The following is a 14579-nucleotide window of genomic DNA, read 5'->3' as shown; positions in this document are numbered from 1 at the left end:
GGTGGCATCCACCGGCGGCTTCAGGCTTTGCGGCGAAGTGCTTCGGTTAATCGAGATCAAAATTTAGTCACCCGCGACCCGCGGTCGAACATGGTCCGGCCGGCGGGTTTTCGCGCATGCGTTAACCCTGTTGTCCGCCGGGGTTCGCTACCGCGCTTGAACGGCTGACATCCGCTTGTGAGGATATTATGGCGCAATCCTTCGTAGAGAAGAAACGCATTCGAAAAAATTTCGGCCGCATCGGCGACGCGGCCCCCATGCCGAACCTGATCCAGGTTCAAAAGGATTCCTACGAACAGTTCCTGCAGCGCTTCGCCAAACCCGAAGACCGGCTGCTCGAAGGTCTTGAAGCGGTATTCCGCTCGGTCTTCCCGATCTCGGATTTCACTGAGACTGCAACCCTTGAATATGTCTCCTACGAATTCGAGGAGCCCAAATACGACACCGAAGAGTGCCAGCAGCGCGACATGACCTACGCGGCGCCGCTCAAGGTGACCTTGCGCCTTATCGTCTTTGAAGTGGACGAGGAAACCGGCGCCAAATCCGTCAAGGATATCAAGGAGCAGGAAGTCTACATGGGCGACATGCCGCTCATGACCGACAACGGCACCTTCATCGTCAACGGCACCGAGCGCGTCATTGTCTCCCAGATGCACCGGTCTCCCGGCGTCTTCTTCGACCACGACAAGGGCAAGTCCCACTCTTCGGGCAAGCTCCTCTTCGCCGCCCGGATCATTCCTTACCGCGGCTCGTGGCTCGATTTCGAGTTCGACGCCAAGGATATTGTCAATGTCCGCATCGACCGCCGCCGCAAGCTGCCGGCGACGACGCTGCTCTACGCCCTCGGCATGGATCAGGAAGAGATCCTCGACGAGTTCTATGACCGCGTCCCGCACAAGAAGATCAAAACCGGCTGGACCATGCCGTACAATCCGGACCGCTGGAAAGGCGTGAAGGTCGAGCGCGACCTCATCAACGCCAAGAACGGCGAAGTGGTGCTCGAAGCCGGCAAGAAGCTGTCGGCCCGCGCGGCGAAGAAACTCGCAGAAGACGGCCTCAAAGACCTTCTCCTCTCCGACGAGGAGATGATCGGCCGTTATTTCGCCTCTGACCTCGTGAACTTCGACACCGGCGAAATCTACGCCGAGGCGGGCGAGGAGATCGGCAAGGATCACATAGAGACGCTTGAAGAAATCGGCGTCAATTCTTTCGACACCATCGACGTCGACCACATCAATATCGGCGGCTACATCCGCAACTCGCTGAATGCGGACAAGAACCGCAACCGCGAGATGGCGCTGATCGACATTTACCGCGTCATGCGCCCGGGCGAGCCGCCGACACTGGAAACGGCGGAGGGCCTTTTCTATTCGCTGTTCTTCGATCCGGAACGCTACGACCTCTCGTCCGTCGGCCGGGTGAAAATGAACATCCGCCTCGGCTTCGAGACGGAGGACACGCTCAGGACGCTCCGCAAGGAAGACATCCTCGCGGTCCTCAAAACCCTCGTGCAGTTGCGCGACGGCAAGGGCGAGATCGACGACATCGACAATCTCGGCAACCGCCGGGTGCGCTCGGTCGGCGAGCTTATGGAGAACCAGTACCGCATCGGTCTCCTTCGCATGGAGCGCGCCATTAAAGAGCGTATGTCCTCGGCTGAACTCGACACGCTGATGCCGCACGACCTCATCAACGCCAAGCCTGCGGCGGCGGCAGTGCGCGAGTTCTTCGGCTCGTCCCAGCTTTCGCAGTTCATGGACCAGACGAACCCGCTCTCCGAGATCACCCACAAGCGCCGTCTTTCAGCGCTTGGGCCGGGCGGTCTCACCCGCGAACGCGCAGGCTTTGAAGTCCGCGACGTTCACCCGACCCACTATGGCCGGATCTGCCCGATCGAGACGCCGGAAGGCCCGAATATCGGTCTCATCAACTCGCTCGCGACCCATGCGCAGGTCAACAAATACGGCTTCATTGAAAGCCCCTATCGCCGCGTCATCGACGGCAAGGTGACCGACGACGTCGTCTATCTTTCCGCCATGGAGGAACAGCGCTTCGCTATCGCCCAGGCGAACGCCGAAGTCGACGGCAATGGCCGGCTCGTGAACGAATTCGTCAACTGCCGCGTCGGCGGCGATGCGACCCTCGTTCCGCGCGAAGACGTGGCTTACATCGACGTCTCGCCGAAGCAGCTCGTGTCGGTCGCCGCGGCGCTCATTCCGTTCCTTGAGAACGATGACGCCAACCGCGCGCTCATGGGCTCCAACATGCAGCGTCAGGCTGTGCCGCTTCTCCAGGCTGAGGCGCCGTTTGTCGGCACCGGCATGGAATCGATCGTCGCTCGTGACTCCGGCGCCGCCATCGGCGCCCGTCGTCCTGGCGTCGTCGAGCAGGTGGACGCTCAGCGCATCGTTATTCGCGCGACGGAGGAAAAAGACCCCACCAAGCCGGGCGTCGACATCTACAATCTCCGCAAGTTCCAGCGCTCGAACCAGAATACCTGCATCAACCAGCGGCCGCTGGTGAAGATCGGCGATCAGGTGCGCGAAGGCGACATCATCGCTGACGGTCCGTCGACGGATCTCGGCGAACTGGCGCTCGGCAAGAACGTTCTCGTCGCGTTCATGCCGTGGAACGGCTACAACTTCGAGGACTCGATCCTCATCTCCGAACGCATCGTGCGCGACGACGTCTTCACGTCCATTCACATCGAGGAATTCGAAGTGATGGCGCGCGACACCAAGCTTGGACCGGAAGAGATCACCCGCGACATTCCGAACGTTTCGGAGGAAGCGCTGCGCAATCTCGACGAAGCGGGCATCGTCGCCATCGGCGCCGAGGTTCATCCGGGCGACATCCTCGTCGGCAAGATTACGCCGAAGGGTGAAAGCCCGATGACGCCGGAGGAAAAACTCCTGCGCGCGATCTTCGGCGAGAAAGCCTCAGACGTGCGCGATACGTCGCTCAAGCTGCCCCCGGGCGTTGCCGGCACGGTCGTCGAAGTCCGCGTCTTCAACCGTCATGGCGTCGACAAGGACGAGCGCGCGGTCTCGATCGAGCGTGAGGAAGTCGAGCGTCTCGCGAAAGACCGCGACGACGAACTCGCGATCCTTGAGCGCAACGTCTATGGCCGTCTGAAGCCGCTGCTCGAAGGCAAGACTGCCGTCTCCGGCCCCAAAGGCTTTGAAAAAGGCAAGATCACCGAGGAAGTCCTCGAGAACCAGCTTTCCAGAGGCCAGTGGTGGAAGATCGGCGTCGCCGACGACAAGGTGATGGCCGAGATCGAAGCCATGAAAAAGCAGTTCGACGAGTCGAAAGCGCGCCTAGAAGCCCGCTTTGAAGACAAGGTCGACAAGCTGAAGCGCGGCGACGAACTGCCGCCGGGCGTGATGAAGATGGTAAAGGTCTTCGTCGCGGTGAAGCGGAAACTTCAACCGGGCGACAAGATGGCCGGCCGTCACGGCAACAAGGGCGTCATCTCGAAAATCGCGCCCATGGAAGACATGCCGTTCCTTGAAGACGGCACCGCGGTCGACATCGTGTTGAACCCGCTGGGCGTGCCGTCGCGCATGAATGTCGGCCAGATTCTCGAAACCCACCTTGGCTGGGCCTGCCGCGGTCTTGGCCGCCAGATCGACAATCTGCTCGAGCAGTGGAACAACGATCAGGCGACCCGCGAAGACCTCGTCGCCAAACTGAAAGATGTCTATGGCGAAGATCAGGTTCTGCCGCGCTCCAACGAAGAGCTGAAAGAACTCGGCCAGAACCTCGTCCGCGGGGTTCCGATTGCGACGCCGGTCTTTGACGGCGCCCGCGAGTCGGAAATTATCGACATGCTGACCAAAGCCGGACTCGAAGAGTCGGGTCAGGTTACGCTCTATGATGGCCGCACGGGCGAGTCCTTCAACCGCAAGGTGACCGTGGGCTACAAGTATCTCTTGAAGCTTCACCACCTGGTCGACGATAAGATCCACGCGCGCTCCATCGGCCCTTACTCGCTCGTCACGCAGCAGCCGCTCGGCGGCAAGGCCCAGTTTGGCGGCCAGCGCTTCGGCGAAATGGAGGTCTGGGCGCTCGAGGCCTACGGCGCGGCCTACACGCTGCAGGAAATGCTGACCGTGAAGTCGGACGACGTCGCCGGCCGCACGAAAGTCTACGAAGCCATCGTCCGCGGCGACGACAGCTTCGAAGCGGGCATTCCTGAGAGCTTCAACGTGTTGGTGAAAGAGATGCGTTCGCTCGGCCTCAATGTCGAGCTTCAGAACGGGTAGCGCTCGGCGCTTCCCGTTCCACCCTTTGATGAACTCGCGGGGATTATGGCCCGCAACCGAAAGTTAAGAGGCGCCCATGTCACAGGAACTGCTGAACGTATTCAATCCCACTGCGCCGGCGCAGACGTTCAACAAGATCCGCATCTCGCTTGCGAGCCCGGAGAAAATCCTCTCCTGGTCGTTCGGCGAGATCAAAAAGCCTGAAACCATCAACTACCGCACCTTCAAGCCGGAGCGGGACGGGCTCTTCTGCGCCCGCATCTTCGGTCCGACGAAGGACTACGAATGCCTGTGCGGCAAGTACAAGCGCATGAAGTACAAAGGCATCGTCTGCGAAAAGTGCGGCGTTGAAGTGACGCTGACCAAGGTTCGCCGCGAGCGCATGGGCCATATCGAGCTCGCCGCGCCCGTCGCGCATATCTGGTTCCTGAAGTCGCTGCCATCCCGCATTTCGCTGATGCTCGACATGACGCTGAAAGATGTGGAGCGCGTGCTCTATTTCGAACAGTACATCGTCATCGAGCCAGGCCTCACGAACCTCGCGCCGAACCAGCTCCTGACCGAAGAGGAATACCTTCAGGCGCAGGAAGAATTCGGCGAGGACTCGTTCACCGCCGGCATCGGCGCCGAAGCGATCCGTGAGATCCTCTCCGCCATCGATATGGAAGCGGAAGCCGAGAAACTGCGCGTCGAGATCGGTGAGTCGACCTCCGAACTTAAGACCAAGAAATACGCGAAGCGCCTGAAGCTCATCACGGCGTTCCTCGAATCCGGCAACCGCCCGGAATGGATGATCATGACGGTCGTTCCGGTGATCCCGCCGGAGCTGCGTCCGCTGGTGCCGCTCGATGGCGGCCGCTTCGCGACGTCGGATCTCAACGATCTCTATCGCCGGGTCATCAACCGCAACAACCGCCTGAAGCGCCTGATCGAGCTTCGCGCGCCGGACATCATCGTGCGTAACGAAAAGCGCATGCTGCAGGAGTCCGTCGATGCGCTCTTTGACAACGGCCGCCGCGGCCGCGTCATCACGGGCACCAACAAGCGCCCGCTGAAGTCGCTCTCCGACATGCTGAAAGGCAAGCAGGGGCGCTTCCGCCAGAACCTTCTCGGCAAGCGCGTCGACTATTCCGGCCGTTCGGTCATCGTCGTCGGTCCGGAACTCAAACTCCATGAGTGCGGCCTGCCTAAGAAGATGGCGCTCGAACTCTTCAAACCGTTCATCTATTCGCGTCTCGATGCGAAGGGTCTTTCCGCGACCGTGAAACAGGCGAAGAAACTCGTCGAAAAAGAGCGTCCGGAAGTCTGGGACATTCTCGACGAAGTCATTCGCGAGCACCCGGTTCTCCTGAACCGCGCGCCGACTCTGCACCGTCTCGGCATTCAGGCGTTCGAGCCGAAACTGATCGAAGGCAAGGCGATCCAGCTGCACCCGCTTGTCTGTACGGCGTTCAACGCCGACTTCGACGGCGACCAGATGGCCGTGCACGTCCCGCTGTCGCTCGAAGCGCAGCTCGAAGCGCGCGTTCTGATGATGTCGACCAACAACATCCTGTCGCCCGCCAACGGCAAGCCGATCATCGTGCCGAGCCAGGACATCGTTCTCGGCCTCTATTACATTACGATGGAAAAGGCCGGCGAGCCGGGCGAGGGCAAGATCTTCGGCACCATCCAGGAAATCGAGCACGCCTTGAACGCCGGCGTCGTCACCTTGCATTCGAAGATCAAGGCGCGCTGGACCGGCGTTAACGAAAAAGGCGAGACCTATACGGAAATCGTCGAAACCACCCCGGGCCGCATGAAGGTCGCGCAGGTGCTGCCGCGCGACTCGAACGTGCCGTTCTCGGTCATCAACCAGCTTCTCACCAAGAAGACCATTCAGGGCCTCATCGACATCGTCTACCGTCACTGCGGCCAGAAGAAGACGGTCATCTTCGCCGACCACATCATGGATCTCGGCTTCAAGGAAGCGTGCAAGGCCGGCATTTCCTTCGGCAAGGACGACGTCGTCATTCCGGAGGCGAAGAAGAAGCTCGTCGACGAAACTCGCGCGCAGGTTTCCGAGTTCGAACAGCAATATGCTGAAGGCCTCATCACCCGCGGCGAGAAATACAACAAGGTCATCGACGCTTGGGCGAAATGCACCGACAAGATCGCCGACGCGATGATGGCGGAGATTTCGGAAACGAAATTCGAAGAAGACGGCCGCCAGATGGAGCCGAACTCGATCTACATGATGTCTCATTCGGGCGCGCGCGGTTCGCCGACCCAGATGCGCCAGCTCGGCGCCATGCGCGGTCTGATGGCCAAGCCGTCGGGCGAGATCATCGAAACGCCGATCACCTCGAACTTTAAAGAGGGTCTCACCGTGCTCGAGTACTTCAACTCGACCCACGGCGCGCGCAAAGGTCTCGCGGACACTGCGCTCAAAACCGCGAACTCCGGCTATCTCACCCGCCGTCTCGTCGACGTTGCGCAGGACTGTATCGTGCGCGAACCCGATTGCGGCACAACGAACGGCATCACCATGGAAGCCGTCGTGCAGTCGGGCGAGATCGTCGTCCCCCTGTCGCAGATTATTCTCGGCCGGACGCTGCTTGAAGACGTCAAGCATCCGACGACGGGCGAGATTCTCGGCAAGGCCAATGACGAGATCGACGAAGCGCAGGCCGAGGAGATCGAAGGCTCAGGTCTCCAGAAAATCCGCGTGCGCTCGGTGCTGACTTGTGACTCAAAAGTCGGGGTCTGCGCCAAATGCTATGGCCGCGACCTTGCGCGCGGCTGTCCGGTCAATATCGGCGAGTCGGTCGGCGTTATCGCGGCGCAGTCCATCGGCGAGCCGGGCACGCAGCTCACCATGCGGACCTTCCACGTCGGCGGCACGGCGCAGGTTGGCGACACCTCCTTCATCGAGGCGAGCCATGAAGGCGTCATCAAGCTTGAGGGCGGCAGCGTCCTCAAGGACTCCCAGGGCGACTTCGTCGTTATGGGCCGCAACACGCTGGTCAAAATTCTCGACAGCGACGGCAAGGAACACGCGTCCTACAAGGTTTCCTATGGCGCCAAGCTGCGCGTCGCCGACGGGGCGAAAGTCACCCGCGGCCAGCGTCTTGCGGACTGGGATCCTTACACCCTGCCGATCCTCACCGAGGTCGAAGGCAAGGTGAAGTTCGAGGACCTTCAGGAAGGCTTCTCCATGCAGGTCGTCGCCGACGAGGCGACGGGTATTGCAAGCCGCGTCGTCACCGACTGGCGGGCGAACCCGCGCGCGGCGGACCTGAAGCCTGCCATCGTCATCGTCGATGCGAACGGCAAACCGAAGAAGCTCTCATCCGGCGGCGAAGCGCGTTACCAGCTTCCCGTCGACGCCATTCTCTCCGTTGAGGACGGCGAAGACATCCATCCGGGCGATGCCTTGTCGCGTATCCCGACGGAAGGCGCCAAGACCCGCGACATCACGGGCGGTCTGCCGCGCGTTGCGGAACTCTTCGAAGCCCGCCGTCCGAAAGATCACGCGATCATCGCCAATGTCGACGGCCGCGTTGAATTCGGCCGCGACTACAAGAACAAGCGCCGTATCCGGATTATTCCGTCCGATCACAATCTCGAACCTTCCGATTATCTCGTCCCGAAAGGCCGCCACATCGCGGTCCAGGACGGCGATTTCATCGCCAAGGGCGAGTACCTCATGGACGGCAATCCGGCGCCGCACGACATTCTGGCGATCATGGGGATCGAGGCGCTCGCCGACTTCCTCATCGACGAGATCCAGGAAGTCTATCGCCTGCAGGGCGTGCCGATCAACGACAAGCACATCGAGGTGATCGTTCGCCAGATGCTGCAGAAGGTCGAGATCACCGAACCGGGCGATTCGCTCTTCCTGAAAGAGGAGCAGATCGACAAGCTCGAATTCGAGGAAACCAACGCCAAGCTCGAAGATCAGGGCAAGCGTCCGGCGCAGGCCGTGCCGGTTCTCCTCGGCATCACCAAAGCCTCGCTGCAGACGCGCTCCTTCATCTCGGCGGCGTCCTTCCAGGAAACGACCCGCGTTCTCACCGATGCGGCTGTCAACGGCAAGATCGACACGCTCGAAGGCCTGAAAGAGAACGTCATCGTTGGCCGTCTCATCCCGGCCGGCACGGGCGGGGCCATGTCGCGTCATCAGGTCGAGGCTGAACGCCGCGACCAGGTTCTGCTCGAAGAGCGTCAAAAGCGCACTGCATCCTCCAGCGCGCCGCAGCTTGAAGGCCCGTCTGCTGAAAGTGCGGCGGAAGAATCGATGGAGCCCGCCGACGCGGCGGAATAATCCGCAAACGGATAAGAATTGAAACGGCGGCCCATGGGGCCGCCGTTTTAATTTAGGGGATCAGCCGAGCTCCGCGAGCCGGCCGGACAGGCTGTCCTTCCGAATGCTCTCAAGGCTCATGCCGCCCTCGCCGAGCCATGCCTTGATCAGCATGCCCCAGGTCAGGTCGCATTTGACCTTGTTCCAAAGATCGCCGGTCGCCTCCGACGCGGCGGCGTAGGCCGCCTCGTCGGTAATGAGTTTCCTGATCGCGGCCGCCAGGGCTTTGGGGTTGCGTTCAGGCGCCATGCGCGCCGCCGGGGTCTCTTTAAAGTAGAGCTGGAACATGGGGTGGTCGGAAAGGGCGAGCGGGGTCCGGGTGGCCAGCGCCTCATAGATCGTCATGGGCAGGCCCTCAGGGTAAACATGCCAGCTCGGCGCCATGGATAGGGTCGCATCCTTCAGGGTCTCGATCACCTTGTCATGGGTGAGCTTGCCGGCGAGGCGCACCTGGTCGGTCAGCCCGTAGCGGGCGATCAGCGCCCCCGCCTCGTCGGTAAAGCTTCCGCCGCCCACAAGGGTCATGTCAAAGAGGACGCCCTCACTTTTTAATATATGCGCGGCTTCGATGCAGTCGCCGACGCCCTTGGAGGAGGCGAGGGAGCCCACATAGACCAGCTTCGCCGGGCCGGGGGGCAGCGCCTTCACAGGATGGTTCTCCGGGCTCACTTCGTGCGGCCAGTCCCAGGGGAATATCTTGTCCGCGGAGACCCCGATTCTTTTGAGCGACAGGCTGGAAGGCACATTATGGTTGCCCACGGCCCGGATCGACGGCCGGTTCAATAGCCACCCCAGCAGGAAAGCCTGGACCTGGCGCCGGAGAGATTTCTGCTCGAAACTGTCGGCGAGGAGAGGGAGCGTATCGATCCCATTTTTGAGCGCCCAGCGCAGGATCGCCCGGTCCGGCGCCTGAAGAATCAGCCGGTCCGGCCGCCATTTTTCAAGGAGTTCGATGATCGCAGACGCATTTGGGGAGCCGTTAATCGCTGGAATGCAGGCCGAATGGAGCTGCCCCGTAATAGCGATCTCTGTGGATTCGTCGCCCAAAACGCCGATGACGCCCAGAAACTCGCAGCGCCCGGCCAGGCTGGCCACAAAATTCACCGAATAGGCCTGAGCGTAATAGGTCTCGGGCGCGCCGGCCTTCAGCGCCTCGTAGCGGTCATGAAAGACCCCATATTGGACGATCGCAACGCGCAACTTTCTATCTCCCTGGCTCTCCCGGCAGGCCGTTTCGAGCCGCCCTCTCATCCCCGGCGCCCGTATCCGCCAATTTACGCAATGACGCCGCAAGCCTTGATTTCAAGCGGATTTTCGGGCGTGTAGGGCCCTCGCAAGAACGTCGCCAAGATGTGCAAGGCTTCGCGGGGAAAAAACAGCCGTGAGAGTCCTTTATTTTTGTAAACATGTATTGACCCATCCGATTCGCCTCGTTATGTCTCGCGCCGCTGAATGGCTGGCCGTCAGCTCTTTCGCCTGAAAGACTCTGAAACGCAGCCGCTTTTAGCTGATGACAGTTGAGGTTTTTGAGCGGCGTTCCGCCTGACGGGGCTCCGCTCGTTTGCGTCATGGATAATCCCGTCCATGAGGCGAAGGATTTGGGCCGGCGCCCGAGAGACGCGAAGGCCAAACCCGGAGAACGGAAACGGATGCCGACGATACAACAACTTATCCGCAAGCCGCGGAAGCCGAAACGGGCGATCAACAAAGTGCCGGCGCTGGATGGAAATCCGCAGAAGCGCGGCGTGTGCACGCGCGTTTACACGACGACCCCGAAGAAGCCGAACTCGGCGCTCCGGAAGGTCGCGAAGATCCGCCTGACCAACGGTCATGAGGTGATCGGCTACATCCCCGGCGAAGGCCACAACCTTCAGGAGCACTCGGTGGTCCTGATCCGCGGCGGCCGCGTGAAAGACCTTCCCGGCGTTCGCTACCACATTATCCGCGGCGTGCTCGACACGCAGGGCGTCAAAGACCGCAAGCAGCGCCGTTCGAAATACGGCGCCAAGCGTCCGAAGTAAGAGGTTCAAGAGATGTCACGTCGTCACCGCGCAGACAAACGCGTCGTTCATCCGGACCCGAAGTTCGGCGACAAGACCGTTTCGAAATTCATGAACTATGTCATGGTCGATGGCAAAAAGCCGGCGGCTGAAAAGATCGTCTATGGCGCTTTCGCCAAGATCGAATCGAAACTTCGCCGTCCGCCGGTCGAGCTGTTCAAGGAAGCGCTGGACAACGTTACTCCGTCGATCGAGGTCCGCTCTCGCCGGGTCGGCGGCGCAACCTATCAGGTGCCGGTCGAAGTTCGCCCGGACCGCAAAGTCGCTCTCGCCATGCGCTGGATCATCGCCGCGGCCCGCTCGCGCAACGAGACCACCATGGTCGACAAACTTTCGAATGAACTGATGGACGCAGCCCAGAACCGCGGCGCGGCCGTCAAGAAGCGCGAAGACACGCACCGGATGGCCGAAGCCAACCGCGCCTTCTCGCATTATCGCTGGTAACGGAATTGAAAGAGTAAAGGCCCGCAATCATGGCGCGCACGCACAAAATCGAGGACTACCGGAACTTCGGCATCATGGCCCACATCGACGCGGGCAAGACGACGACGACCGAGCGCGTTCTCTATTACACCGGCAAGTCTCACAAGATCGGCGAAGTCCATGACGGCGCCGCGACGATGGACTGGATGGAGCAGGAGCAGGAGCGCGGCATCACGATCACGTCCGCCGCCACGACGTGCTTCTGGAAAGACAAGCGCCTCAACATTATCGACACGCCGGGCCACGTCGACTTCACGATCGAAGTCGAGCGTTCCCTGCGCGTTCTCGATGGGGCGGTTGCGCTTCTCGACGCCAACGCCGGCGTGGAGCCGCAGACGGAAACGGTCTGGCGCCAGGGCGACAAATACAAAGTGCCGCGCATCTTCTTCATCAACAAAATGGACAAGATTGGCGCGGATTTTTACTATTCCGTCGACACCATTCACAAACGCCTCGCAGCCAAGACGGTGATCCTGCAGCTGCCCATCGGCGCTGAAAACAACTTCAAGGGCGTCGTCGATCTCATCACGATGAAAGCCATCGTCTGGGAAGAAGAAACGCTCGGCGCGTCCTTCCACGAGGAAGAGATCCCGGCCGACCTCCTGGATAAAGCCAAAGAATACCGCGAGAAAATGGTCGAAACGGTCGTCGAAATCGACGAAGCCGTCATGGAAGCTTATCTCGAAGGCAATGAGCCTGATGAGGCGACGATCAAGCGCCTCATCCGCAAAGGCACCTGCCGGGTTGAGTTCCATCCGGTGCTGTGCGGCTCTGCGTTCAAGAACAAGGGCGTCCAGCCCATGCTCGACGCGGTTGTGGATTACCTGCCGTCGCCGGTCGAAGTGCCTGCGATCAAGGGGCACCTTCCGGATTCGGAAGAAGAAGTCCTGCGCAAATCGTCCGATGACGAACCGCTCTCCATGCTGGCGTTCAAAATCATGAACGACCCGTTTGTGGGCTCGCTCACCTTCTGCCGCATCTATTCCGGCAAGCTCGAGTCCGGCACGCAGCTTCTCAACACTGTCAAAGGCAAGAAAGAACGCGCTGGCCGGATGCTGCAGATGCACTCCAACAGCCGCGAAGAAATCAAGGAAGCGTTCGCCGGCGACATCATCGCCATTGTCGGTCTGAAAGACACGACGACCGGCGACACGCTTTGCGATCCGATGAAGCCGGTCGTGCTTGAGCGCATGGAATTCCCTGAGCCGGTCATCGAGCTCGCTGTCGAGCCGAAAACCAAAGCCGACCAGGAGAAGATGGGCCTTGCGCTGCAGCGTCTCGCCGCCGAAGACCCGTCCTTCCGCGTCTCGACCGACGAAGAATCCGGCCAGACCATCATCAAGGGCATGGGCGAACTTCACCTCGACATCATCGTCGACCGCATGAAGCGCGAGTTCAAGGTCGAAGCCAATATCGGCGCCCCGCAGGTCGCCTACCGCGAAACGATCACCAAGACCGCCGACATCGACTACACCCATAAGAAGCAGTCGGGCGGTTCGGGCCAATTCGCGCGCATCAAGTTCCGCGTCATTCCGCAAGAACCTGGCAAAGGCTACGAATTTGAAAGCCAGATCGTCGGCGGCTCGATCCCGAAAGAATATATCCCAGGCGTCCAGAAGGGCATCGACTCGATCCGCGACACGGGTCTGCTCGTCGGCTTCCCGATCCTCGACTTCAAGGTCGAGCTTTATGACGGCGCCTATCACGACGTTGACTCTTCGGTGCTGGCGTTCGAAATCGCGGCGCGCGCTGCGTTCCGTGAAAACAAGCCGGCGCTTGGTCTGGCGCTGCTCGAGCCGATCATGAAGGTCGAGGTCGTGACGCCGGAAGAATACACCGGCACGGTCATCGGCGACCTCAATTCCCGGCGCGGCCAGATCCAGGAACAGGAAATGCGCGGCAACGCCAACGTCGTTCACGCGATGGTGCCGCTGGCCAACATGTTTGGTTATGTGAACAATCTTCGCTCGGCGACCCAGGGTCGCGCTCAATACACGATGCAATTCGATCACTATGAGCGCGTGCCGAAAGCGGTTGAAGACGAAGTGAAGGCGAAGCTGGCAGGCTAGCCGGTGAGTGAAGGCGCCCGCCAGAAGATCAATCCGGGCGATCAGGTTTAACGACAGACGTCAAAGAAGACGGAGAGAAGTGAAATGTCGAAGGCAAAGTTTGAACGTACGAAACCGCACGCTAACGTCGGCACCATCGGTCACGTTGACCATGGCAAGACGACCCTGACGGCTGCGATCACCAAATATTTCGGTGACTTCAAGGCGTATGACCAGATCGACGCCGCGCCGGAAGAAAAAGCGCGCGGGATCACGATCTCGACCGCGCACGTCGAATATGAAACGCCTGCGCGTCACTACGCCCACGTCGACTGCCCGGGCCACGCCGACTATGTGAAAAACATGATCACCGGCGCGGCGCAGATGGACGGCGCGATCCTCGTGGTGAACGCCGCCGACGGCCCGATGCCGCAGACCCGCGAGCACATCCTGCTCGCCCGTCAGGTCGGCGTGCCGGCGATCGTCGTGTATCTCAACAAAGTCGACCAGGTTGATGACGAGGAGCTTCTTGAGCTCGTCGAGATGGAAGTCCGCGAACTTCTGTCCTCCTACGAATTCCCGGGCGACGATATTCCGATCGTCAAAGGCTCGGCGCTCGCAGCGCTCGAAGGCCGCGACCCGGAAATCGGCGAAAACTCCATCAAAGCGCTGATGGAAGCCGTCGACAGCTACATCCCGACCCCGGAGCGTCCGATCGATCAGCCGTTCCTCCTGCCGATTGAAGACGTGTTCTCTATCTCCGGCCGCGGCACCGTCGTGACCGGCCGTGTCGAGCGCGGCATCGTTACGGTGGGCGACGAACTCGAAATCGTCGGCATCAAAGACACCAAGAAAACGACCTGCACCGGCGTCGAAATGTTCCGCAAGCTGCTTGACCGCGGCGAAGCTGGCGACAATGTCGGCGTCCTCCTGCGCGGCATCGAACGCGACGGCGTCGAGCGCGGCCAGGTGCTCTGCAAGCCGGGTTCTGTGACCCCGCACACGAAATTCGTGGCTGAGGCCTACATCCTGACGAAAGAAGAAGGCGGCCGTCACACCCCGTTCTTCACCAACTACCGCCCGCAGTTCTACTTCCGCACAACCGACGTGACCGGCGTCGTGACGCTCAAAGAAGGCGTCGAAATGGTCATGCCGGGCGACAATGTGGAAGTGAATGTCGAGCTGATCGTGCCGATCGCCATGGAAGAGAAGCTCCGCTTCGCTATCCGTGAAGGCGGCCGCACCGTCGGCGCCGGCATCGTTGCCAAGATCATCGAGTAGCAGGCAGAAATAGCGCGCGGACCGGTTTCAGGCCGGTCCGCGCTTTCGACTCAAAAGATATGAACCGGACTTTTTCACAGAGCGAAGCGTAAGA

General features: G+C 60.6%; 7 protein-coding genes. 6 read left to right on the top strand and 1 reads right to left on the bottom strand.

Annotation, left to right across the window (positions count from 1 at the left end; translation table 11 throughout):
* The first annotated feature begins 188 nt into the window (after positions 1–188).
* A complete protein-coding gene (gene rpoB, locus ACQY5P_RS03545) occupies positions 189–4268 on the top strand; it encodes a DNA-directed RNA polymerase subunit beta (protein WP_428409467.1) in 4080 nt (1359 codons plus the stop codon).
* 76 nt (positions 4269–4344) lie between these two features.
* Complete coding sequence (gene rpoC, locus ACQY5P_RS03540; protein ID WP_428409466.1) at positions 4345–8574, top strand: DNA-directed RNA polymerase subunit beta'; 4230 nt, start codon at positions 4345–4347, stop codon at positions 8572–8574.
* 60 nt (positions 8575–8634) lie between these two features.
* Here rpoC and ACQY5P_RS03535 read toward each other — a convergent pair whose 3' ends face one another.
* Positions 8635–9813, bottom strand: coding sequence for a glycosyltransferase (locus tag ACQY5P_RS03535; RefSeq protein ID WP_428409465.1), 1179 nt, complete (start codon positions 9811–9813; stop codon positions 8635–8637).
* Between the two features lie 449 nt (positions 9814–10262).
* Between ACQY5P_RS03535 and rpsL the strand changes: the two genes are divergently transcribed.
* The 4 genes from rpsL to tuf all read left to right on the top strand — a co-directional run bounded on the left by rpsL (position 10263) and on the right by tuf (position 14485).
* Positions 10263–10634 carry a 30S ribosomal protein S12 gene (rpsL, locus tag ACQY5P_RS03530; protein WP_428409464.1) on the top strand — a complete coding sequence of 124 codons (372 nt, stop codon included), beginning with the start codon at positions 10263–10265 and terminating at the stop codon, positions 10632–10634.
* Between the two features lie 12 nt (positions 10635–10646).
* Positions 10647–11117 carry a 30S ribosomal protein S7 gene (gene rpsG / locus ACQY5P_RS03525; RefSeq protein ID WP_428409463.1) on the top strand — a complete coding sequence of 157 codons (471 nt, stop codon included), beginning with the start codon at positions 10647–10649 and terminating at the stop codon, positions 11115–11117.
* Between the two features lie 29 nt (positions 11118–11146).
* Positions 11147–13225 (top strand): elongation factor G, encoded by a 2079-nt coding sequence (gene fusA / locus ACQY5P_RS03520; RefSeq protein WP_428409462.1) that lies wholly within the window; start codon positions 11147–11149, stop codon positions 13223–13225.
* 84 nt (positions 13226–13309) lie between these two features.
* A complete protein-coding gene (gene tuf, locus ACQY5P_RS03515) occupies positions 13310–14485 on the top strand; it encodes an elongation factor Tu (RefSeq protein WP_428409461.1) in 1176 nt (391 codons plus the stop codon).
* Positions 14486–14579: the final 94 nt, after the last annotated feature.

It is taken from the genome of Hyphococcus sp., assembly GCF_965267305.1.
Taxonomy (GTDB): Bacteria; Pseudomonadota; Alphaproteobacteria; order Caulobacterales; family Parvularculaceae; genus Hyphococcus.
The sequence above is the reverse complement of the archived record's forward strand: the minus strand, read 5'-3'. Positions and strand labels throughout refer to the sequence as shown.

Coding starts and splice junctions, on each gene's coding strand:
- rpoB (WP_428409467.1), top strand. CDS start 189: ATGGCGCAATCCTTCGTAGAGAAGAAACGCATTCGAAAAAATTTCGGC.
- rpoC (WP_428409466.1), top strand. CDS start 4,345: ATGTCACAGGAACTGCTGAACGTATTCAATCCCACTGCGCCGGCGCAG.
- rpsL (WP_428409464.1), top strand. CDS start 10,263: ATGCCGACGATACAACAACTTATCCGCAAGCCGCGGAAGCCGAAACGG.
- rpsG (WP_428409463.1), top strand. CDS start 10,647: ATGTCACGTCGTCACCGCGCAGACAAACGCGTCGTTCATCCGGACCCG.
- fusA (WP_428409462.1), top strand. CDS start 11,147: ATGGCGCGCACGCACAAAATCGAGGACTACCGGAACTTCGGCATCATG.
- tuf (WP_428409461.1), top strand. CDS start 13,310: ATGTCGAAGGCAAAGTTTGAACGTACGAAACCGCACGCTAACGTCGGC.